19 protein-coding genes are annotated in these 21,919 nt (G+C 66.4%); 12 read left to right on the top strand and 7 right to left on the bottom strand.

Going from position 1 to position 21,919, the window contains the following annotated elements; translation table 11 throughout:
* Positions 1–28: 28 nt before the first annotated feature.
* The 5 genes from AABQ55_RS23970 to AABQ55_RS23950 all read left to right on the top strand — a co-directional run bounded on the left by AABQ55_RS23970 (position 29) and on the right by AABQ55_RS23950 (position 7,221).
* Positions 29–1,000 (top strand): DMT family transporter, encoded by a 972-nt coding sequence (locus tag AABQ55_RS23970; RefSeq protein ID WP_272807686.1) that lies wholly within the window; start codon positions 29–31, stop codon positions 998–1,000.
* 339 nt (positions 1,001–1,339) lie between these two features.
* The gene (locus AABQ55_RS23965; protein WP_272808138.1) at positions 1,340–3,421 is read left to right on the top strand and encodes a hydantoinase/oxoprolinase family protein; all 2,082 of its coding nucleotides are present in this window, start codon (positions 1,340–1,342) and stop codon (positions 3,419–3,421) included.
* 15 nt (positions 3,422–3,436) lie between these two features.
* Positions 3,437–5,095 carry a hydantoinase B/oxoprolinase family protein gene (locus AABQ55_RS23960; RefSeq protein WP_272807687.1) on the top strand — a complete coding sequence of 553 codons (1,659 nt, stop codon included), beginning with the start codon at positions 3,437–3,439 and terminating at the stop codon, positions 5,093–5,095.
* Positions 5,096–5,221: 126 nt separating this feature from the next.
* On the top strand, positions 5,222–6,028 hold the full coding sequence (locus AABQ55_RS23955; protein WP_272807688.1) for an NAD-dependent epimerase/dehydratase family protein: 807 nt from the start codon (positions 5,222–5,224) through the stop codon (positions 6,026–6,028).
* A complete protein-coding gene (locus AABQ55_RS23950; protein ID WP_272808139.1) occupies positions 6,028–7,221 on the top strand; it encodes an NAD(P)/FAD-dependent oxidoreductase in 1,194 nt (397 codons plus the stop codon). Before AABQ55_RS23955 ends, AABQ55_RS23950 begins: the two co-directional genes overlap by 1 nt.
* A gap of 19 nt (positions 7,222–7,240) precedes the next feature.
* On the opposite strand, the gene AABQ55_RS23945 is transcribed toward AABQ55_RS23950, so the two are convergent.
* Positions 7,241–7,972 carry a FadR/GntR family transcriptional regulator gene (locus AABQ55_RS23945; RefSeq protein ID WP_272807689.1) on the bottom strand — a complete coding sequence of 244 codons (732 nt, stop codon included), beginning with the start codon at positions 7,970–7,972 and terminating at the stop codon, positions 7,241–7,243.
* Positions 7,973–8,148: 176 nt separating this feature from the next.
* Here AABQ55_RS23945 and AABQ55_RS23940 point away from each other — a divergent pair, with 176 nt between their 5' ends.
* Together AABQ55_RS23940 and AABQ55_RS23935 are read left to right on the top strand one after the other, a co-directional pair.
* Positions 8,149–8,898, top strand: coding sequence for an SDR family NAD(P)-dependent oxidoreductase (locus AABQ55_RS23940; RefSeq protein WP_272807690.1), 750 nt, complete (start codon positions 8,149–8,151; stop codon positions 8,896–8,898).
* Positions 8,891–9,634: an SDR family oxidoreductase gene (locus AABQ55_RS23935; protein ID WP_272807691.1), complete on the top strand. Its 744-nt coding sequence runs from the start codon at positions 8,891–8,893 to the stop codon at positions 9,632–9,634. Before AABQ55_RS23940 ends, AABQ55_RS23935 begins: the two co-directional genes overlap by 8 nt.
* A gap of 18 nt (positions 9,635–9,652) precedes the next feature.
* Here the strand turns inward: AABQ55_RS23935 and AABQ55_RS23930 are convergent, their stop codons facing one another.
* From AABQ55_RS23930 to AABQ55_RS23910, 5 genes are all read right to left on the bottom strand, one after another.
* Entirely contained in the window at positions 9,653–10,444 is a 792-nt protein-coding gene (locus tag AABQ55_RS23930; RefSeq protein ID WP_272807692.1) for a MurR/RpiR family transcriptional regulator, read from the bottom strand.
* A gap of 43 nt (positions 10,445–10,487) precedes the next feature.
* Complete coding sequence (locus tag AABQ55_RS23925) at positions 10,488–11,345, bottom strand: inositol monophosphatase family protein (RefSeq protein ID WP_272807693.1); 858 nt, start codon at positions 11,343–11,345, stop codon at positions 10,488–10,490.
* Entirely contained in the window at positions 11,342–12,439 is a 1,098-nt protein-coding gene (locus tag AABQ55_RS23920; protein WP_272807694.1) for an ABC transporter ATP-binding protein, read from the bottom strand. Before AABQ55_RS23920 ends, AABQ55_RS23925 begins: the two co-directional genes overlap by 4 nt.
* Before the next feature lie 5 nt (positions 12,440–12,444).
* A complete protein-coding gene (locus tag AABQ55_RS23915; protein WP_244766329.1) occupies positions 12,445–14,127 on the bottom strand; it encodes an ABC transporter permease in 1,683 nt (560 codons plus the stop codon).
* A 166-nt stretch (positions 14,128–14,293) separates the two neighbouring features.
* The gene (locus AABQ55_RS23910; protein ID WP_272807695.1) at positions 14,294–15,313 is read right to left on the bottom strand and encodes an ABC transporter substrate-binding protein; all 1,020 of its coding nucleotides are present in this window, start codon (positions 15,311–15,313) and stop codon (positions 14,294–14,296) included.
* A gap of 380 nt (positions 15,314–15,693) precedes the next feature.
* On the opposite strand from AABQ55_RS23910, the gene AABQ55_RS23905 reads away from it, so the two are divergent.
* The 5 genes from AABQ55_RS23905 to AABQ55_RS23885 all read left to right on the top strand — a co-directional run bounded on the left by AABQ55_RS23905 (position 15,694) and on the right by AABQ55_RS23885 (position 21,160).
* Positions 15,694–16,533 (top strand): DMT family transporter, encoded by an 840-nt coding sequence (locus tag AABQ55_RS23905; RefSeq protein ID WP_272808140.1) that lies wholly within the window; start codon positions 15,694–15,696, stop codon positions 16,531–16,533.
* Positions 16,534–16,717: 184 nt separating this feature from the next.
* Positions 16,718–17,632 (top strand): ABC transporter permease, encoded by a 915-nt coding sequence (locus AABQ55_RS23900; RefSeq protein ID WP_272807696.1) that lies wholly within the window; start codon positions 16,718–16,720, stop codon positions 17,630–17,632.
* A 9-nt stretch (positions 17,633–17,641) separates the two neighbouring features.
* On the top strand, positions 17,642–18,562 hold the full coding sequence (locus AABQ55_RS23895) for an ABC transporter permease (protein ID WP_398430904.1): 921 nt from the start codon (positions 17,642–17,644) through the stop codon (positions 18,560–18,562).
* Positions 18,555–20,189, top strand: a complete 1,635-nt coding sequence (locus AABQ55_RS23890) for an ABC transporter ATP-binding protein (protein WP_272807697.1) — start codon at positions 18,555–18,557, stop codon at positions 20,187–20,189. The genes AABQ55_RS23895 and AABQ55_RS23890 overlap by 8 nt, the downstream gene beginning before the upstream one ends.
* On the top strand, positions 20,186–21,160 hold the full coding sequence (locus AABQ55_RS23885; protein WP_272807698.1) for a 2-hydroxyacid dehydrogenase: 975 nt from the start codon (positions 20,186–20,188) through the stop codon (positions 21,158–21,160). Before AABQ55_RS23890 ends, AABQ55_RS23885 begins: the two co-directional genes overlap by 4 nt.
* On the opposite strand, the gene AABQ55_RS23880 is transcribed toward AABQ55_RS23885, so the two are convergent.
* On the bottom strand, positions 21,148–21,861 hold the full coding sequence (locus tag AABQ55_RS23880) for a GntR family transcriptional regulator (RefSeq protein ID WP_244766336.1): 714 nt from the start codon (positions 21,859–21,861) through the stop codon (positions 21,148–21,150). The two genes, AABQ55_RS23885 and AABQ55_RS23880, sit on opposite strands and share 13 nt — an antisense overlap.
* Positions 21,862–21,919: the final 58 nt, after the last annotated feature.

Below are 21,919 nucleotides of genomic sequence, written 5' to 3'. Positions count from 1 at the left end.
TTCCTCAGGCTCCCCTCAAAATCCTCGTTTGAGCAGAAAACGGAAATCCGGCACAAGGCAAGGGCAAAAACCTCATGGATGTGCAATGCGCCCACGCCAGTTCTATACCAACACCAGAGCCATTGCATGGGTCACGGTCGGGACAGCATTATTTTCCTTGATCTTCGCATCGGGCAAATTCGCCGATGGAAGCGCAACCCCGCTGCAGATCCTGTTCCTCCGCTACATAGGCGGCTTGGCAACGCTGCTGCTGGTCGTGGTGGCGCGGCGGGAAAGGCTGTCCGCCTATCGAAGCCCGAAACCGCTCTCCCATTTCATGCGGGCCGTCTTCGGTGCTTCGGGCGGGGGCGCGCTGATCTACGCATCGGCAAACATGCCGATCGTGGATGCCACGGCCATCGGCCTTCTCTATGTCGTGTTCGTCGTTCCTCTCGGGGTGCTGGTTCTGAAGGAACGGCTTGGCCGGCAGCAGCTTGGCGCGATCACGATATGCTGCGCCGGCGCGGCGATCATCATGGCCTCGCGCGGCGCCTTCACCGAATTCCAGCCGGCTTATGTCCTGCCGGCCTGTATCGCGGTTCTCGGTGCGGCGCTGCTGGCCGTGGAAGGGCTGATGATCAAGGTGCTTTCGCACGCCGACCGCACGATGACGGTGCTGTTCTATGTCAATACGTTCGGCCTCCTGCTGATGGCCGTTCCCGCTGCCATGCAGTGGGTGCCGCTCACGCTCGAAGGTGCTCTGCCATTCGTGCTGCTCGGGCCGCTTGCGGTGACGGCGCAATATTGCATCGTCCAGGGCTACCGCCTTGCGTCTCTGTCGGTCGTCGGTCCCGTCGACTATACATGGTTGATCTTCGCGGGCCTGATCGGCTTTCTGTTTTTTGGCGAACAGCCGACACTGGGTGTCGTCGCAGGGTCGGCAATCGTCGCCGCAGGCGGCATCATGCTCGCGGTCGTCAAGTCACCGCCCAGCGAGCGCGAAAGCACATCGGCAGCGTGAGGCGTGCACGAAATCCCGCGCTCTGCATCGGGAAGCGGGGATTTCGCCGTCCCGCATGAGTTTTTCGCGGGGCGTCGCACCACGCCGCGCCGGGTGCCGGCCGGGCTTGCCGCCGGCGACGCTCGTGTTCGATACGAAAGTGGCTGTCGCTCCGGTCCTGCACCTGTATCGCCGCTGGTTGCGCGCAGAGGAGGCGGGATGGCGAGGTCTCTACAAGTTGACACATGTATGATAAGTGATATATCCATTTTTGCCTGGGAATGATCCCGTACGCGGCCGGGGAGGCCGGCGGGCGGCGAGGGCGGCGTTGCGAGGATATCGTCGGTGGAGAATGCGATGATGAAGGACAGGTCGCGGAACTGCCGGGTCGGCGTCGATATCGGCGGCACGTTCACCGACATCGCGCTCGATGTCGACGGCGTCCTCCATTCGACGAAGGTGCTGACCGATTATGCTGCGCCCGAGCGGGCGATCCTGAAGGGGGTCGCCGCCGTCGCGGATCTTGCCGGCATCGCCCTTTCCGAGATCGACCTGCTGATCCACGGCACGACGCTCGCCACCAATGCGCTGATCGAGCGGCGCGGCGCGAAGACCGCCTTCGTCACGACGGAAGGCTTTCGCGACGTGCTGGAAATGCGCACGGAAAACCGCTTCGAGCAGTACGACCTCAACATCACCCTGCCGCCGGCCCTTATACCCCGCGCCGATCGTTTCGTGGTGCGCGAGCGCATGAACGCAGCCGGCAAGGTTCTGTTGCCGCTCGACGAGGCCTCGGTTTCCGCCGTCGTCCAGGCGCTTGCTGCGGGCGGCTATGAGAGCGTTGCCATCGGCTTCATCCACGCCTATGCCAACGGCGCGCATGAGGCGGCCGTGCGCGCGGCGATCCTCGCGCGCCTGCCGCATCTTTCCGTGTCGATCTCCTCGGAGGTCTCGCCGCAGATGCGCGAATTCGAGCGCTTCAACACGGTCTGCGCCAATGCCTATGTGAAGCCGGCGATCAAATCCTATCTCGACCGTCTCGTCGTCTCGCTGAAGGAGATCGGCGTTTCCTGCCCGGTCTTCATGATCCATTCCGGCGGCGGCATCGTTTCGGTCGAAAGCGCCGCGGAATTCCCCGTCCGCCTCGTCGAATCCGGCCCCGCCGGCGGGGCGATCTTCGCCGCCGACATTGCCCGCCGCCATGGCCTCGACACGGTGCTCTCCTTCGACATGGGCGGCACGACGGCAAAAATCTGCCTGATCGAGAACCAGGTGCCGAAGACCGCGAAGACCTTCGAGGTCGCCCGCACCTACCGGTTCCGCAAGGGTTCCGGCATGCCGATCTCCATTCCGGTCGTCGAGATGGTGGAGATCGGCGCCGGCGGCGGCTCCATAGCCTCGGTCGACGGCATGCGCCAGATCCGCGTCGGGCCGCATTCCGCCGCCTCCGAGCCCGGCCCCGCCTGTTACCAGCGCGGCGGCAGGAACCCGACCGTGACGGATGCCGACCTCATCCTCGGCAAGCTCGATCCCGACAATTTCGCCGGCGGCGCCATCCCGCTTTCGCTGGAGGCGAGCCGGAAGGCCATGGCCGACGATATCGGTGCCGTCATCGGCCTCGATCCGGAGGCTGCCGCCTTCGGCACCTGCGAGATGGTGGACGAGAACATGGCCAATGCCGGCCGCGTTCACACCGTCGAGAACGGCAAGAACATCGCCGATTTCACCATGATCACCTTCGGCGGCGCCGGCCCGCTGCATGCCGCGCGGCTCTGCGAGAAGATGGGCATCTCCACCTTCCTCGTTCCGCCGGGCGCCGGCGTCGGATCCGCCATCGGTTTCTTGCGCGCGCCTTTCGGCTACGAATCCGTGCGCAGCGCGGTCTTCAGCCTCGCGGGCTTCGACGTAGCGGAGGCGAACCGGCTGGTGGAATCCATGGAGGTGGAAGCGCTCGGCTTCGTCGAGGGCGGGTTGGACACCGGCGAACCCGTCATCGAACGCACGCTCTTCATGCGCTATGCCGGGCAGGGCTGGGACATTCCCGTGCCGCTCGCCGCCAGCCGCTTCGATGCGGGAAGCGCGCAGAAGATCGCCGCGCTGTTCGAAATGGAATATGAGCGCTTTTTCGGCCGCGCCATCGAGGGGCTGGACATCGAGATCGTCAGCTGGTCGGTCAAGGCAAGCTCTCCGCTGCCGCCGGTCACGCGCGTCGCCGCCATCGCGGAAGGCGCGGCGGTGACGCCCGCAAAAACCCGCCGCCTGTTCGAGGCCGCCCAAGGCGCTTTCCTCGACGCCGGCATCCATGAGCGCGATGGTCTCAAGCCGGGTGATGTCGTCAAGGGCCCTGCCGTCATCGTCGAGCGCGAGACCTCCACCATGCTCACCGCCGCATTCAGGGCCGTCGTGCAAAACGACGGCTGCCTGCTCGTCACCCGGACCTGATCGAGGATCGAAGGCATGAACCAGTCGATGATCGATATTCACATGCAGGTCATGTGGAACCGCCTGATCTCCGTCGTCGAGGAGCAGGCACAGACGCTGATCCGCACGGCCTTCTCCACCTCGGTGCGCGAGGCGGGTGATCTTTCCGCTGGCGTCTTCGACCTCGAAGGCCGCATGCTGGCGCAGGCCGTCACCGGCACGCCGGGTCATGTCAATGCCATGGCCGAATCCGTCGCCCATTTCATCCGCGACATCGGCCCGGAGAACATCTTCGAAGGCGACGTCTACATCACCAACGACCCGTGGAAGGGCACCGGCCACCTGCACGACATCACCGTCGTCACGCCCTCCTTCCACCATGGCAGGCTGGTCGGCTATTTCGCCTCCACCGCCCATGTGGTGGATATCGGCGGACGCGGCTTCGGGCCGGATGCGCGCGAGGTCTATGAAGAAGGCCTCTTCATCCCGATCATGAAGTTCTTCGAGCGCGGCGACTTGAACCGCACGCTCATCCATATCGTGCGCAACAATGTGCGCGAGAGCGACAAGGTGGTCGGCGATTTCCACGCGCTCGCCGCCTGCAACGAGACCGGCCACCGCCGTCTCGTCGACATGCTGACGGAGTTCAGCCTCGAAGACCTGTCGATGATCGGCGGCTTCATCCTCAAGCACAGCCGCGAAGCGACGCTGGAGCGCCTCAAAAACCTGCCGCACGGCAGCTGGTCCTATAGCCTCGATCTCGACGGCTATGACGAGCCGGTGCATCTCGCCGCAACGCTGAGCATCGGGCCGGATGGCGTGCTGGTCGATTTCGACGGCACCTCGGGCATGAGCAAGTTCGGCATCAACGTGCCGCTGGTCTATGCGAAGGCCTATGCCTGCTACGGCATCAAATGCGTCGTCGCACCCGAGATCCCGAACAATGCCGCCTCGCTTGCGCCGTTCGACGTCGCCGCGCCGGAAGGCTGCATCCTCAATGCCAAGCGGCCGGCCCCGGTCGCGGTGCGCCATGTGCTCGGCCATTTCGTGCCGGACCTCGTGCTCGGCGCGCTGCACCAGGCGCTGCCCGGCCAGGTGCCGGCGGAAGGGGCGAGCGCGCTCTGGAACCTGCATATGAGCGTGCGCCCGGTTTCCGACCAGATCGGCGGCAAGGGCGCGGAAATCCTGATGTTCAACTCCGGCGGTACCGGCGCACGCGCTTCGCTGGATGGCCTCAACGCGACGGCCTTCCCGAGCGGCGTGCACACCATGCCGATCGAGGCGACGGAGAATGTCGGCCCGGTTATCGTCTGGCGCAAGGAATTGCGCGAAGGTTCCGGCGGGGCGGGCGCCCAGCGCGGCGGCCTCGGCCAGATGATAGAGATCGAGGCGGCCGAGGGGTATTCATTTCGCTTCTCCGCCATGTTCGATCGCTTGAACCATCCGGCCCGCGGCCGCGACGGTGGCCTCGACGGCGCCCCCGGCGGCGTTGCGCTGGACGACGGTACGGTGCTGAAGGGCAAGGGGCTGCAGTTCGTGCCGGAGGGGCGCCGCCTCGTGCTCTCGCTGCCGGGTGGCGGTGGATACGGCGATCCGGCCGCGCGTCCGGCGGAGGCCGTCGCCTATGACGTCAGGCACGGCTATATCACCGGCGAGCAGGCCGTGCTCTACGGCAAGGCGGAAGGGAAAGCATGAGACGATGCGTCCCGTAGACAATCGCGGAAGTCCGGCCACGGGCCGTCCCCTCCCTCGTATGATACGCTCATGCCGGCCATCGGGCGCATCGCCCGTGGACCGGCCGGTTTTGCTGAAGGAAAGATCATGTCGCATTTTCAAAGGGTTCTGTTGACGGGGGCGGCCGGCGGCGTCGGCACGGCGCTACGCCAGTCGGGCATGCGGCTCGGCAAGGTCGTGCGGCTTTCCGACCGCCGGCCCTGCGAAAACCTCGCGCCGCACGAGGAGGATTTCACGCTCGATCTTGCCGATTTCGATGCGGTCTGCGCGGCGGTGAACGGCTGCGATGCCATCGTGCATCTCGGCGGCCAGCCGCTCGAGGCCGAATGGAAGACGATCCTCGACAGCAACATTTCAGGCGGTTACCACATCTACGAGGCCGCACGCCGCCACGGCGTCAAGCGCATCGTCTATGCCAGCTCCGTCCATGCCATCGGCTATTACGAGCGCACGGAGACGATCGACGGCAACGTGCCGACGCGGCCGGACAGCCTCTACGGCGTTTCGAAGACCTTTGTCGAAAATCTCGGCCGCTACTATTTCGACAAGTTCGGCATCGAGAGCGTCAGCATCCGCATCGGCTCCTGCTTCCCGGAGCCGACCGACCGGCGCCATCTCATCACCTGGCTCTCCTACCGCGATTGCCGCCAGCTCGTCGAAAAATGCCTGTCGGCGGAGCGCGTCGGCTTCATGGTCGCCTATGGCATGTCGAACAACAGCCGCGCCTTCTGGGACAACCGCACGGCGGCCTCGCTCGGCTACAGGCCGCAAGACAGCGCCGATGACTATGCGGACAAGGTTTTCGCCGCGACCAGGCAGGGTGACCCGAACGATCCGGCGGTGCGCTACCAGGGCGGCAGCTTCTGCGCGGCCGGCCATTTCGAGGATAAATGATGCAGGCTTCGCGGACATCCTATGATGTGGTGATCGTCGGCGGCGCGGTGGTCGGCAGTGCGGCGGCCTATTTCCTGGCGACCAATCCGGATTTTACCGGCTCCGTGCTGGTGATCGAGAAGGACTGGACCTACCAGCGATCGGCGACCGCGCTCTCCTCCAGCTCCATCCGCCACCAGTTCTCCAACGCCATCAACGTTCAGGTCTCGCAGTTCGGCACCGAGTTCATCCGCAATTTCAAGGAGAACGTCGCTGTCGACGACGACACGCCGGAGATCGGCTTCCATGAGAACGGCTATCTCTTCCTCGCCGGCGACGAACGCGGTGCGGAGGTGCTGCGCCGCAACCATGAAACGCAGGTCTCCTGCGGCGCTGAGGTTTCGCTGCTCGACCCGGAGGGGCTCGCCCGGCGCTTTCCCTGGCTCAACACGGAAGGCCTGATGCTCGGCAGCACCGGCGAGCGCGGCGAGGGCTGGTTCGACAGCGTCGGCCTGCTGCAGGGCTTCCGCAAGAAGGCCCGCGCGCTCGGCGTCGAATATATCGAGGACGAGGTGGTGGCGATCGACCGCGAGGGCGACCGTATCGTCTCCGTGATGACGAAGGGCGGGCAGACGATTGCCTGCGGCACGCTGGTCAACACGTCGGGCACCAACGGCAAGGTCATGGCGCGCATGGCGGGCCTCGACATTCCCGTCGAGCCGCGCCGCCGCTCGCTCTTCGTGGTCGATTGCCGCGAGCCGCTCGGCCCCGGCGTCGGCCTCACCATCGACCCGACCGGCGTGTTCTTCCGCCCGGAGGGCAAGTTCTACCTGATGGGCACCTATCCCAAGCACGACCCGGAGGTCGACCCGAACGATTTCGCTGTCATGCACGACGAGTTCGAGGAGGAGATCTGGCCGACGCTGGCGAACCGCGTGCCGGCCTTCGAGGCGATCAAGGTCGTCAACAGCTGGGCGGGGCACTACGATTACTGCACGCTCGACCACAACGTCATCCTCGGCCCGCACAGCGAGGTGCGGAATTTCCTCTTCGCCAACGGCTTTTCCGGCCACGGGCTGCAGCAGTCGCCGGCCATGGGGCGCGGGCTTTGCGAACTGATCACCTATGGAAGCTTCCGCACGCTCGACCTCTCGCCCTTCGGCTACGAGCGTGTTGTCGCAAACCGGCCCTTCCTGGAGGATGCCGTCATCTGACGGCGCGTGCGCCGGCCCCTCAATCGTCCCATTCGCTGCCCGCCGGCTCGTCCAGGAGGGTGCGGTAGCGGTCCAGGCTTTCCTCCAGATGGGCGGCCAGCGCCTGCTTGGCGGCTTTCGGTTCGCCCTGGGTGATGGCGGCGAGGATGGCGGCGTGCTCGCGGTTGATCTTCTTCAGGTACGCCTTCGAGGCGGGGCCGGACTGGCGGTGCTTGAGAACCAGGTCGAGATTGATCTCGCCCATCACGGCCTCGAGGAAGCGCGGGAAATGCGGGTTGCGCGTCGCCTTGGCGATGGCGAGGTGGAACTCGAAATCGGCGTGTGCCTCGATCTCGGCATTGTTCGTGTCGAGCGTCTCGATATGGTCGAAGGCCCGGGCGATCTCGGCGAGGGCTTCCGGGGTGCGGCGCTGGGCGGCCAGCGCCACGGCCTGCATTTCGACGCCGAGCCGCAGTTCGAGGATCTGCATGGCCGAGCGGATGTCGTCGATGCGGCTGATCTCGAAGTTCAGCGCCCGCGCATCCTTCTCCGTGACATAGACGCCCGCGCCCTGCCGCGCGATGACGCGGCCGGCGACCTTGAGCGAGGCCAGTGCCTCGCGGATGACGGTGCGGGAGACGCCGAATTCCTCGCACAGCTGGGCGCTCGAAGGGATCTTCTCGCCGGGTGGATAGAGGCCCGAGTCGATCCGCTCGGCGAGCCTGGCGACGACGATCTCCGCGAGGTTGCCGCGCTGCGTGATGATCGACATGCCGATCCAGCCTTTCCCGGGTTTTCATTTATCACATATCATACACAGCCGGCTTCTCCAGAGGAAGGACGCCGGCGGGCGGCCTTCGGGAAGCAGCTTGCTTTTCGGCAAAGTTAGCATATAAGTGATAACATACCAATATGGCGTTGCCGCGAAAATCGCGGAGGAGATGGAGCATGCAGGACCAGTCTGTTGTCATCGTCGGCGGCGCTTCGGGGCTCGGTCTCGCCACGGCCCGGCTGATGGTGGAACGGGGCGCTGCGAAGATCGGCCTTATCGACCGCAACGAGGCGCTGCTCGCTTCCTCCGCGGCGGCGCTGTCCGCGATGGGCGCCGAGGTGGCGACCGCCGTTGCCGACATTTCCCGCGCCGAGACGGCCCATGGCGGGTTCGCCGCGGTTGCGGAAAAGCTCGGCCGCGTCCATGCCCTCGTCAACAGCGCCGCCATCTATCCGCGCAAGCCGATCCTCGACATCACGGACGAGGACTGGGACCTGGAGAACGCCATCAACATCAAGGGCACCTATCACATGATGGTGGCGGCGGTGCGCCACATGCGCCGTTTCGTGACCCTGCCGGAGGTGACCGGCCGCATCGTCAACGTCACCTCGGTCGATGCCTTCAAGGCGCATCCGCAGAACGCCCACTATGCCGCCACCAAGGCCGCGGTCGTCAGCCTCACCAAGTCCTTCGCCCAGGAATGTGCCAAGGACCAGATCCTCGTGAACTCGGTCGCGCCGGCCGGCTTTGCCACGGACCGCGCCAGGGAACTCGGCTTCCTGCCCGAGCTTGCCAGGGCAAGCGCGCTCGGCCGGGCGGCTGAACCGGTGGAAATGGCCGAGTGGATCGTCATGATGGCTTCCAGCCGCAACACCTATGCGACGGGCGAGAATGTCGTGGTCAGCGGGGGCTACATCTATGTCTGACGCAAATCGCGTCGCCGTCGTCACGGGGGCTACCAGCGGCATCGGCGAGGCCATCGTGCCGATGCTGCGGGGGCGGGGACTGGCGGTCTACGCCGTCGGCCGCAACGCGGCGGCGCTTGCCGGGCTGGCGGAACGCTGCGGGGCGATCCCCGTCGAGGCGGACGTGCGCGATACGGCGCGCATCGCCGAGGCGCTGGCGGGCGTCGCGGTCGACATCCTCGTCAACAATGCCGGCATCCTGTCGACCCGTGCGGCTTTCCAGGACATCGACCCCGCCGAGATCGACGCGATGATCGACGTCAATCTCAAGGCGCCGATGCACCTGACACGGGCCTTCCTGCCCGGCATGGTGGCGCGCAAGCGCGGCCATCTCCTCTATGTCGGTTCCAGCGGCGGCCAGGCGCCCTATCCGAACATGGGAGCCTATGGTGCCTCGAAGGCGGGTCTCAGCCTCTTTTGCGACAACCTGCGCTGCGACCTCCTCGGCACCGGCGTGCGGGTGAGCGAGGTCGTGCCCGGCCGCGTCCAGACGGCGCTCTACCGCACCTCGCTCCCCGGCGACCAGGCGAATGCCGTGCTCTATGACGGCTACCGGCCCATCCAGCCGGAAAACATCGCGCAGATTGTCCACGACGTGATCGCTCTGCCCGCCCATGTCGATGTCGCCCGCGTCGAGGTCTTCCCGACCGACCAGGCGACCGGCGGCGGCACGATGGTGAAGTTCGAGGCGCCCTGAAACCGCAAGGCGGCCGGCTCAGGCAGGCGGCCCGGCCTCCCGCTTGCGGGCGAGCAGGGCAAAGAGCACGTCGAGCATCACATACATCGGCGCGCGGCCCGTCGGCACGATGAGCGGACGGCCGGAGGCGCGGTAGGCGTTGAGATTGATGTTCTCCTCGGCGAGCGAGGCGACGACCGAGCCGCCGGGCGAGATCGACAGGATGCGCGCGCCGGCCTTCTTGGCGATCTCCATATTGGCGATCAGGTAGCTCGTGCGGCCGGAGAAGGAGAGCACGAAGAGCACGTCCTGCGCCGTCAGCCGCGGGGCGGAGACCATCTGCAGCGTCGGGTCGGCATAGGCGACGCTCGCTATGCCGAGCGAGGCGAGGCGGTGCTGTGCCTCGCCCGCCAGGAAGCCGGATCCGCCATAGCCGTAGACGTCGATGCGGCGGGCGCCGGCGAGCAGGTCCACGGCGCGCCGGAGCGAGTCGAGGTCGAGATCGTGCCGCGCCTCGCGCAGGGATTCCGCCGCGCGGTTGAAGACGTCGTCGACGAGGCCGGTGAAGGGATCCGCGCCGCTTTCCGCCGTGCTCGCCGGCGCCTGGCGCACGGCCAGCTGCTGGGCGAGCTTCAGCCGGAAATCCGGAAAGCCGTCGCAGTCGAGCCGCCGGCAGAAGCGGATGATCGACGGCTCGCTGACCTTGGCGATGCGTGCGGCATCGGTGATCGACCAGGTGATCGCCGTGCTCGGCGTGTCGAGGATCGCCTCGGCGATCCTGCGCTCGGCGGGCGTGAACTGCGACAGCGATTGCCTGATCAGGTCGAGCATGGAACCCTTTGTGCCGGCGGGACGATGGTCTTGCGGGTGACGGTCACAGTGTGCCGCCGGCCATCACCGCCGACAGGCAGGACGATTGATAGTCAAAACCGGCCTGCGCCACAACGAGCCTTTTGACCGATGCCAGCGCATCCTCGTTCGGCTCGATGCGCCGCCCCTCCGCGTCCGCGGCGACAACCTGCCCGCCGGCCGCCTCGACCAGCTGGATTCCGGCCGCGATGTCCCAGGCATTGAACTTCGATTCGTAGCAGACCGCCACGCGGCCGACGGCGACATAGGCAAGATGCAGCGCGCAGGAGCCGAGCCGGCGCACGGCGCGGAACGCGTTGACGAGGTCGGCATGGGCTTCCTGGGCGGCGCGGGAAGGGCGCTCGCCCTCGTAGGGCGCATTCGTCAGCACTTCCACCTCGCGGTCCGTGCGTCCGCGCAGGAAGGGTTTTATCGGCTCGCCGTTCAGCGTCAGCCGGCCGTGCGCGGCCATGAACAGCTCCTCGCGGACCGGATCGTAGACGACGCCGCAGACCGCCTTGCCGGCGTGATAGGCGGCGATCGAGACACAGAAGAAGGGCAGGCCCGAGGCGAAATTGCTGGTGCCGTCGATCGGGTCGATGATCCACGTCGTCTCGCCTTCGCCCTGCCAGCCGCCTTCCTCGCCGAGGATGCGCGAGGCCGGCAGGCGCGACCAGATCGTGTCGCACGCGGCCCGTTCCGCCGCCTTGTCCGAGGCGGTCACGATGTCGAAGAAGCCGGCCTTCTGCTGGGTCTGCAGGGTTTCCGGGCTGGCATTGACGAAGCCCCGGTGCGCGACGATGCCGGCGGCCAGTGCGGCTTCGCAGGCCACGGTCGCGATCATATCATGAAGATCCCCGGTGAGGGGCTGGTTGAGGGTCATGCGGCTTTTCCCATGCTGGCTGTTTCGGTTTCCGGCAGGATCCAGACCGGCCGGCTGTCGATGGAAAGGCGCAGCGTCTGGCCGACCTCGGCAACGCCCGTCCGGTAATAGTCGCTGTCGAGGAAGACGCATTCCTGGCCTTCGATCTCGGTAAGGTACTCGACATGGGCGCCCTGGAAGACCACGCGGCGCACCTTCGCCTCCATCGCGCCGTCGGGATCGACCCGGATATGCTCCGGCCGCACGACGCAGCGCACCGCCTCACCCGGCCTGAAGGCGCGGGGGCCGCGCGCCAGCGTGAAGGCGACCGTCGTGCTGATGCGCACGCGCACCGTTGTCTCGTCCACGGTCTCGACCGTGCCGCGGAGAATGTTCGCCTTGCCCATGAATTCGGCGACGAAGCCGGTGCCGGGGCGGGAATAGACGTTGAGCGGCGTGTCGTCCTGCTCGATGACGCCGCCGCGCATCACCACCACGCGGTCGGAGATCGCCATGGCCTCGCTCTGGTCGTGGGTGACATAGAGGCTGGTGATGCCGAGGCGCAGCTGGATGGCGCGCAGCTCGTCGCGCATGCGCTCACGCAGCTGCGCGTCGAGGTTGGAGAGCGGTTCGTCGAAGAGCAGCACCTTCGGCTGGGTGACGACGGCGCGGGCGAGCGCCACGCGCTGCTGCTGGCCGCCGGAGAGCCGTGCGGGCGCGCGGTCGGCATATTGCGCGAGCGCCATGGTCTCTAGGATGGAATCGACCCGGTCCTTCATCTCGCCCTTGGCCAGGGGCAGAAGGCGCACGCCGTATTCGACGTTCTCGCGCACCGTCATGTGCGGGAAGAGGGCGTAGCTCTGGAACACCATGCCGACATTGCGGGCGTTGACCGGCACGTTGGTGACATCGCGCCCGCCTATGGTGATCGTGCCGTCCGTCGGCGTCTCGAAGCCGGCGAGCATGCGCAGCGTCGTCGTCTTGCCGCAGCCGGAGGGGCCGAGCAGGGTGACGAGCGTGCCTTCCTCGATGGTGAGGTTCAGCCGGTCGACGGCGGTCGCGCCGGCAACGCCGGGAAAGCGCTTGGTGATGTTGGAGAAGATGACTTTCGACATGGGGCTTACCTCTTCGATGTCGAATTGAGAACGAGCTGCATGAGCGCCAGGATGGCGAGCACGACGAAGACGAGGATACTGCAATAGGCCGCCGCGACGCCGAGCTTCAGCGTTTCCACCTGCGACAGGATGGTGACGGTGATCAGCGTCCAGTTGGCCGAGACGAGGAAGATCACCGCCGACAGCGTCGTCAGCGAGCGTGTGAAGGCATAGGAGAGCGAGGTGAACAGCGCGGGCTTCAGGAGCGGCAGGGTGATCTGGAAGAAGGTCCGCGTGTTGGAGGCGCCGAGGATGGTGGAGGCTTCCTCGATGGACTTGTCGATCTGGCGCAGCTGGTTGGAGCCGGCCTCGATGCCGACCTGCAGGTTCTTCACGACCATGGCGGCAATGACGATGAAGGCGGTGCCGGTCAGGAGCAGCGGCGGGGCGTTGAAGGTGCTGACATAGCCGATGCCGAGGATGGTGCCGGGCGCCGCGAAGGAGAGGAGCGTGCCCCAGCGCAGCAGGAAGCTGCCCGGGAAGGCCTTGCGGATCAGGAGATAGGCGATCAGCATGCCGGCGATGGCGGTGACGGGCGTTGCGATGCCCGCGAGCAGCAGCGAGTTGCTGAGCGTGTGGAAGCCGGCGGTGAAGACGGTGACGTAGTGCGCCGTGGTCAGCGTGTTGTCGACGCCCGGCAGCCTGGTGAAGGAGACGTAGATCACCGTCAGGTAGAAGAGCAGGATGGCAAGCACGATGGCGTAGCAGGCGATGGTGAGCGGCACGACGACCGCGCCGGAAATGCGGATCGTCTGGGCGGAGGGCTTGCCCGTGACCGTGACATAGCTGCGCTTGCTCACCCAGTAGCGGTGGATGAGGAAGGCGGTCATCGAGGGCACCAGCATGAGGCTGGCGAGCAGCGCGCCGGCCTGCAGGTTGAAGTAGCCCACCATCTGCGAATAGGCCTCGACGGCAAGCGTGTTGAAATTGCCGCCGATCAGCATCGGATTGCCGAAATCCTCGACCGACTTCACGAAGACGAGCAGCGTGGAGGAGAGGATGGCCGGCGTCACCAGCGGCAGCGTGACGCGCGAAAAGGTCGTCCAGCGCGAGGCGCCGAGCGAGGCGGAGGCGTCCTCCAGCGCGCTGTCGATCGATTGCAGCATGCCGCGGATGTTGAGATAGGCGATGGGCGTGAAGGCAAGCGACTGGATCAGCACGAGGCTATGGAAGCCGTAGACATTGGCGTTGCGGATGCCGAGCAGTTCGCGGGTGATGAGGCCTGAGCGGCCGAACAGGATGACCACCGCCAGCGCCATGACGAAGGGCGGCGAGATGATCGGCAGGAGCGCCACGCCATGCACGAAGATCTTGCCCGGCATCGTGGTGCGTGTCGCGGAGAAGGCGAGCAGGAAGCCGGCGGCCGTGGCGATCAGCGCCGAGGTGGCGCCGAGCAGCAGCGTGTTGGCGAGCGATTCCCAGACGAAGGACTGCGACAGCGTGCTGATGAGGACGGCGATGTCGAAGCCGTGCTCGGTGACGACCGCCTGTTTCAGGACGGTGAAGATCGGCAGGGCGGCGAAGACCAGCACCGAAAGCGTGGTGACGGCGAAAATGCCGAACAGCCAGGGATCGACGACGATGTTGCGCAGGAAGGCCGGCGCTGCCGCCGTCCGCCCGGACGGCGTCGCTTGCGAGGCGAGGGTCATGATGGGGCTCCTTGAGCGGTCCGCGCGGAACCGCATGAAGACAAAGAGAGCGAGCCTTTCGCCTGCTGACAAGCCCCTTGCCAGGGGCTGCCCTTTCTCCCCGCCGGGAAGAAAGGGCAGCCGGCTGGGAGAGGGGAGGCGGCGGCCGGTCAGTGGTCGGGGTGGCTTACTTGGCGTCGGCCTTGTGGCGGACGTCGTTCTCGTAGCGCTCCAGCAGGCGCGCGCGGTTCTCGCCGGCCCAGGTGAAGTCGTAGTCGATCATCTTGACGTTCGACAGGTCGATCCTGGCATCCGGGTTCTTGTAGCCAGGCACGATCGGGCCGCGGAAGGTGGCGCCGATGGCGGCCTGGCCCTTTTCCGTCAGCACCCAGTCGAGGAAGGCGCTGGCGCCCTTGGCCTGCTCCTCCGGCGCATTGGCGATGGCCGCGGCGGCATTCACCTCGAAGCCGGTGCCTTCCTCCGGGAAGGAATAGCCGACCGGATAACCCTGGGCGAGCGCCGCCTCGATGTCCTGCGTATAGGCCATGGCGAGCGCGATCTCGTTGTTGGCGACCATGCGGGAGGGGGCGATGCCGGAGCGGGTGTACTGCACGACGTTCTTGTCGATCTCCTTCATAAGCGTGAAGGCCGGCTCCTCGCCGAGCAGCTGGACGGTCGAGGCGAGCGCGACATAGGCCGTGCCGGACGAGGCCGGATGGGCGAGCGCCACGCTGTCCTTGAAGGCCGGATCGGCGAAGGCCTTCCAGCTCGTCGGCGGCTTGGCGCCGATTTCGTCGAGCACCTGCTGGCTGTAGGCGAAGACGATGGGCGACAGCGAGATCGGCGTCCAGCGGGCTTCCTTGTCGGTGTAGCGCGGATCGACCTTGTCGATGCCAACGGCCTTGTGCGCGGCAAGCAGGCCCTCGCCGGCCGCCTGGATGAAGTTGTCCGCCGCGCCTGCCAGCCAGAGGCCGGCTTGCGGATTGGCCTTTTCGGCGCGGATGCGGGCGAGGATCTCGCCGGCGCCGATGCGCACGAACTGCGCCTCGATGCCGGTATCGTCCTTGAAGGCCTTCAGCACGGCGCCGCAATCGTCTTCCGACATCGGGCAATAGACGGTCATTTCCGCAGCATCGGCGCTACCGGCCGACAAGACGTGCGAGCACAGGACTACGAGCGCTGAGGCCAGCGCGAAACGGCGTGACATATCGATTTCCTCCAGGTGACGCCACGGCCTCCTGCAAAGACCGGTCGGGCCTTCGCGTCTCACCGCCGTGGGTGAGCATGGGTATAATGAAGAAATCTACATTTGTCAAAGAAAATGTAGATAAGCTACATTCGCTTCTCAACCGTGCCGCTGGTGCCCGTGGCGGCGGCTACGCCGCTGTGCGCGCTCTCGCCTTCGGTACTAATATTCTTATATTTTAGTATGGATCGCCGCATCGCCATGCCGTAAGTTCGCGCGCAGGAAGAGGGGCGTGCGCGGAGGAAGGTCATGGCGTTCCACATCATATCCGGGCCGGTCGCGGGCGGTTTTGCGTGAGGGCGGCGGTGCCGGGGCCGCGGGCAGGCGCGGCCGTGCTCATCATGGTGTGTGCGGCCGTGCTGGCCGGGCTCGACGCGGTGATCGTGCGCATGCTGGCGGGCGGCGTCCATCCGCTGATCATCGGGTTCTTCCGGGCGCTGTTCGGCCTTCTCGCCGTGCTGCCCTTCCTGTTGCGGCGGGTCGAGATCATGGCGTCCCCCTATCGCGCGCTGCACGTCGTGCGCGCGGGCCTGAAGTTCGCCTCGCTCGTCGCCCTGTTCATCGCCTTCGGGCATGCCCCGCTCGCCGATGCCACGGCGATCAACTTCACCATGCCGATCTTCCTCACGCTCGGCGCCTGGATCTTCCTCAAGGAGAAGGTCGCGCTGTCCGTGGTCTTCGGCGTGCTGGCCGGATTCATCGGCATCGTCATCATCATACGGCCCGGCGCCGGCGCGTTCGATCCCTGGCTGCTCTTTGCTCTTGCCGGCGCGATCCTGACGGCGATCAGCCAGCTGATCCTGCGGCGCATGGCGCTGCGTGACACGACCGATCGCCTCGTCGCCTGGAACCTGCTGGCGATGGCACCGCTGGGCCTTCTCGCCGCCCTTCCGGTCTGGGCGGCGCCGAGCCCGGCGCAGATCGGCCTGCTGGCGTTGCAGGGTGGGCTGGGGGCGCTCAACATGGCGCTCATCACGCGCGCCTTCGCTATGGCGAGCGCGTCGTTCCTCGCCCCGCTCGATTTCCTGCGCCTGCCGGTCGTGGCGGCGCTCGCCTTCCTGTTCTTCGGCGAGATCGCGCCGGTGGCGACGTGGATCGGTGCCGCGATCATCTTCGGCGCAGCGCTCCTGGCGGCCGGCGGGGCGCGGTGGCGGCGTCACCGCGCCGAGGGCGGCGACTGATTTCGCCGAACGTGAAAAAAAGGTTCACAAAAATCTCAGATGTACTAATATATTACTTACGGTGGGTTCAGGCGACGTGCCGTCGATTGGTCCGCAGGGGCCTGCAGGAGCCGGGAGGGCGGCCTCCTGCAAGACGGCCGCGCGCAGGACCGGACCCATGAAATTCTCGCTCGGGAGGAGTGGCATGAAATCATTCATCGGCAAGCGGGCCATTGCCAGCGGTGTTTCGCTGGTGGGGCTCGTCGTCCTTGTGTTCTTCCTGTCGAGGCTGACGGGAGACCCCACCGACCTTTACCTGCCGCTCGATGCGTCCGTGGAGATGCGCGAGCAGTTCCGCCAGATGCACGGTTTCAACGATCCGCTGATCGTGCAGTTCGGCCGCTATGTCGCCGATCTCGTGCAGCTTGACTTCGGCCATTCGCTGCGCCAGGCGCGGCCGGCGATGGAGGTGGTGCTGGAGGCCTTCTCCTGGACGCTCCGGCTCGCCGTCATCACCATGAGCTGCGTGACGGTGGCGGCGATCGTCATCGGGTCGCTCGCCGCCTTCCGCGTCGGCGGCATCTTCGACCGGATCGCCACCTTCTTCTCGCTGATCGGCGCCTCCGCCCCGGATTTCTGGCTCGCCATCGTCGCCATCGTCATCTTCGCGGTCAACCTGCACTGGCTGCCGACCTCGGGAACGGGGACGGCGCTGCACTGGATCCTGCCGGTCAGCGTGCTCTTCATCCGCCCCTTCGGCCTGATCCTGCAGGTGGTGCGCGGCTCGATGATCAACGTGCTCTCCTCGGCCTATGTGAAGACCGCTCGGGCGAAAGGCGTGCGCACGCCGCGCATCATCTTCGTGCACGGCCTGCGCAACGCCATGCTGCCGGTCATCACCGTGATCGGCGACCAGGCGGCGGCGATCCTCAACGGCGCCGTCGTGGTCGAGACGGTCTTCGGCTTTCCCGGCATCGGCAAGCTGATGATCGATTCCATCCTGCTGCGCGATTTCGCCGTTGTGCTCGCCGTGATCATGGTCTCCGCGCTGGCGATCTTCCTCATGAACCTCCTGATCGACCTCGCCTATGCGCTGCTCGATCCCCGTATCCGGTATTGAGCGATGACCATGACCGACACGCAAACTCTCTCCGGACGAAAGCCGGGCGGTGCGCTGGCCCGCTGGTTCTCCATGCTGTGGGCGGACAAGTTCGCCTTCTTCGCGGCGCTCTTCCTGCTGCTGGCGCTGCTCTGTGCGCTCTTCGGCCCCCTCCTCCTGGAGGCGGTCGCCACGAAGCAGAACCTGCGCGGGCGCAACGCGCCGCCCTTCGACCTGGCGCGCGGCTGGATCTACATTCTCGGCGCCGACGCGCTCGGCCGGCCGCTGCTGGCCCGCATCGTCGTGGCGGCGCAGAACACGATGCTCGTCGCGGGCGCGGCGGTGCTGGCCTCCTCGCTCGTCGGCGGCACGCTGGGGCTGGTGGCCGGCTACAGCCGGCGATCCGCCAGCCAGTGGATCATGCGGCTCGGCGACGTCATCATGTCCTTTCCCTCGCTGCTGCTCGCCGTCATCGTGCTCTACATGCTCGAGCCCTCCGTCGCCAACATCGTGCTGGTGCTCGCCGTCACGCGCATCCCGATCTACCTGCGCACGACGCGCGCCGAGGTGCTGGAGGTGCGCGAGCGCATGTTCGTGCAGGCCGCGACCGTGATGGGCGCCTCGCACCGGCGCATCGTCTTCCGTCATATCCTGCCGGTGATCCTGCCGACGCTGGTGACGATCGCGACGCTGGATTTCGCCTTCGTCATGCTGGCCGAATCCTCGCTCTCCTTCCTCGGCATCGGCATCCAGGCGCCGGAGATCACCTGGGGCCTCATGGTCAGCCAGGGGCGGCCCTATCTCACCAATGCCTGGTGGCTGTCCTTCTGGCCGGGCCTTGCGATCATCCTGACGACCCTGTCGCTCAATCTTCTTTCGAACTGGATGCGCATCGCGCTCGATCCGACGCAGCGCTGGCGCCTTGAAATGGGAGGCCGCAGGAATGGCTGAACACCTGCTGGAGGTCCGCGGCCTGTCGGTCGAGTTCCACACCGCTGCCGGCACGGTCAATGCCGTGCAGGACGTCAGCTGGCATCTCGATCGCGGCGAGACGCTGGCCATCCTCGGCGAAAGCGGCTCGGGCAAGTCCGTCTCCGCCTCGGCGATCATGAACCTCATCGACATGCCGCCCGGCAGGATCACCGCCGGCACCATTCTCTTCAACGGAAGGGACATGCTGGCCATGGATGCCGAAGAACGCCGGGCGATCAACGGTGCGAAGATCGCCATGATCTTCCAGGATCCGCTCGCCCATCTCAATCCCGTCTATGCCGTCGGCTGGCAGATCTGCGAGATGATGACGACGCACGGCACCCCCGGGGCGGAGGCGCGACGGCGCGCGCTGGACCTCCTCGAGCGCGTCGGCATCCCGCAGCCGGAAGCGGCCATGCGCAAATATCCGTTCCAGTTCTCCGGCGGCCAGCGGCAGCGGCTGATGATCGCCATGGCGCTCGCCTGCAAGCCGGACATCCTCATCGCAGACGAGCCGACCACGGCCCTCGACGTGACGGTGCAGGCCCAGGTGCTGGAGCTTCTGAAGGCGTTGCAGCAGGAGACCGGCATGGGCCTCCTCCTCATCACGCATGACCTCGGCGTCGTGGCCGAGATCGCCGACCGGGTCGTGGTGATGAACGGCGGCTCCATCGTGGAGACCGGCAAGGCCGCGGCCGTCTACCAGAACCCGCAGCATCCCTATACGCGCAAGCTGATCGACGCGGCGCCCGGGAAGGGGGCGATGCCCGAGGGGCGCGAGCGCCGGGGCGAACCGCTCGTCAAGGCGGTCGGCCTGCACAAGCACTACGGCCTCTTCCATGCGCTCAAGGGCATCGACCTTGCGATCATGCCCGGCGAGACGGTCGCCGTGGTGGGGGAGAGCGGCTCGGGCAAGTCAACACTCGCCCGCGCCATGCTGCGGCTCGACGATCCCGACGGGGGAGAGATCTTCTATCGGTGCAGGGACCTTCTGGCGATGACCCCGCGCGAATTGTTCGGGCTGCGGCGCGACCTGCAGATGGTGTTCCAGGATCCCACGCAATCGCTCAATCCGCGCATGACGGTGTTCCAGCTCATCTCCGAGGCCTGGGTGATCCATCCGGATATCCTGCCGAAGGCGCGCTGGAAGGAGAAGGTCGCCGAACTGCTGGTCAAGGTCGGGCTGAAGCCGGACATGGCCGGCCGTTATCCGCACCAGTTTTCCGGCGGCCAGCGGCAGCGCATCGCCATTGCCCGGGCGCTGGCGATGGAGCCGAAGCTGATCGTCTGCGACGAGGCGGTGTCCGCCCTCGACGTGTCGATCCAGGCGCAGGTCATCGCGCTGCTCGACGGGCTCCGGCGCGAATTCGGCCTCTCCTACCTGTTCATCGCCCATGACCTGCCGGTCGTGCGCGATTTCGCCGACCGCGTCATCGTCATGAAGGCCGGCGAGATCGTCGAGGAAGGCCCGGTGCGGCAGATCTTCGATGCCCCGCAGCATCCCTATACGCGTGCGCTGCTCGCCGCGAGCCTCGATCCGGATCCCGATATCCAGGCCGCCCGCCGCGCCGCCCGAAACCTCGAAGAAGGACGTGTCACCGCATGAAGCCCGATGTTCTGGTTGCCTATCCGCTCCGCCCGCGCCAGATGGCCCTGCTCGAAGAGGCCTATACGGTGCACCGCCTCGATCTCCTGAAGGGCGATGACCGCGAGGCGATGCTGGCGGAAGCCGGCCCGCGCTGCACCGCCATGGTGGTCAACGGCCATGTGGCGATCGACGACGCGTTCCTGGCGCGGCTGCCGGCCCTGAAGCTCGCCGCCTGCTCCTCCGCCGGCTACGACCAGATGGACGTCGCAGCGATGACCCGGCGCGGCGTCACCCTCACCAACACCTCCGACGTGCTGCTCGACGATGTCGCCGACATGGCGCTGCTCCTGATGCTGGCCGCCCGGCGCCGGCTCGTTGTCGGCGACCGCTATGTCCGCTCGGGCGACTGGGGGCGGCAGGGCATGATGCCGCTGACGACGTCGACCGCCGGGAAGAGGGCGGGCATCGTCGGGCTCGGCCGGATCGGCCTTGCCATCGCCCGGCGCTGCGAGGCCGTCGGGCTGACCATCGGCTACTACGGCCGGTCGCGGAAGACCGGCAACGACTATGCCTATTTCGACGATCCGGTGAAGCTGGCCGAATGGGCCGACATCCTGCTGGTCTCAACGCCCGGCGGGGCGGAAACCGAGGGGCTGATCTCGGCCTCGGTGCTCGACGCCCTCGGCCCGGCCGGCAGCCTCGTCAACATCGCGCGCGGCTCGGTGGTGGACGAGCCGGCGCTGATCCGCGCGCTCAGCGAGGGGAGGATCGCCTCGGCCGGGCTGGATGTCTATTACAACGAGCCCAATCCGGACCCGGCCTTCGCCGCGCTCGACAATGTCGTGCTCTACCCGCATCACGCCAGCGGCACGGAAGAGACGCGCGACCGCATGGCACAGCTCGTCATCGACAACCTTGCGGCCTTCTTCGCCGGAAAGCCGCTCCTGACGCCGGTGAACGGAGCAAAGGCAGCGCGTCAGGCGAAGTAGTGCGGAAACTCGTTGCGCAGCTCCTCGACCTTGGCGACGGTGCGGCTGAGATGATCGCGGATGGCGGCGATGGCGGCATGCTCGTCGCCGGCCGCGATCGCCTCGACGATCGCGCGGTGGCCCTCGAGGATGTTCACCACCTTGCCCTTCTCCGGAAGGTGCAGGCGGCGGATGCGCTCCAGATGCCCAGAGCGCTCGCGGATCAACTGGTGCAGGCCGCTGCGCTTGACGCCGGCAAACAGCGTCTGGTGGAACAGCTCGTCCAGTTCCTGGAAGATGACCATCTGCTCGGGATCGTCGGCGACGGCCTCCTGCATCTTGATGATGGAGCGGGCCCGCGTGACGGTGGAGGGATCCGGCTCCTGCGCCAGGCGGCGGCAGACCTCGGTCTCCAGCGCCACGCGCAGGAAATGCGCCTCGTAGATCTGCGGCACGTCGATGCGCGTCACGACGGTGCGCGACTGCGGATAGATGCGCACGAGGCCCTCCTGCTTGAGGAGCTGCATCGCCTCGCGGATGGGGGTCTGGCTGACCTCGTAGGTCTCGGTCAGCTCGGTGCGCGACAGCGTGGTGTCCGGCGGCAGCTGGATCGTGATGATGCGTTTGCGCAGGTCGTCGTAGACGCGCTGCACGGTGCTTCCCGCGATGGCGGGGAAACCGGGTGACGAAAGGCCGAACGTCTGGGCAAGCGATGTGGTCATCGTGGTGGTCCTTTTTCCCGCAGTGTTATCCGGCGTGCCGCTCATACACAAGAATAGA

Origin of the sequence: Shinella sp. WSD5-1 (assembly GCF_963942435.1) — a bacterium.
Lineage (GTDB): Bacteria > Pseudomonadota > Alphaproteobacteria > Rhizobiales > Rhizobiaceae > Shinella > Shinella yambaruensis.
This window is presented reverse-complemented; position numbering and strand designations above follow the sequence as displayed.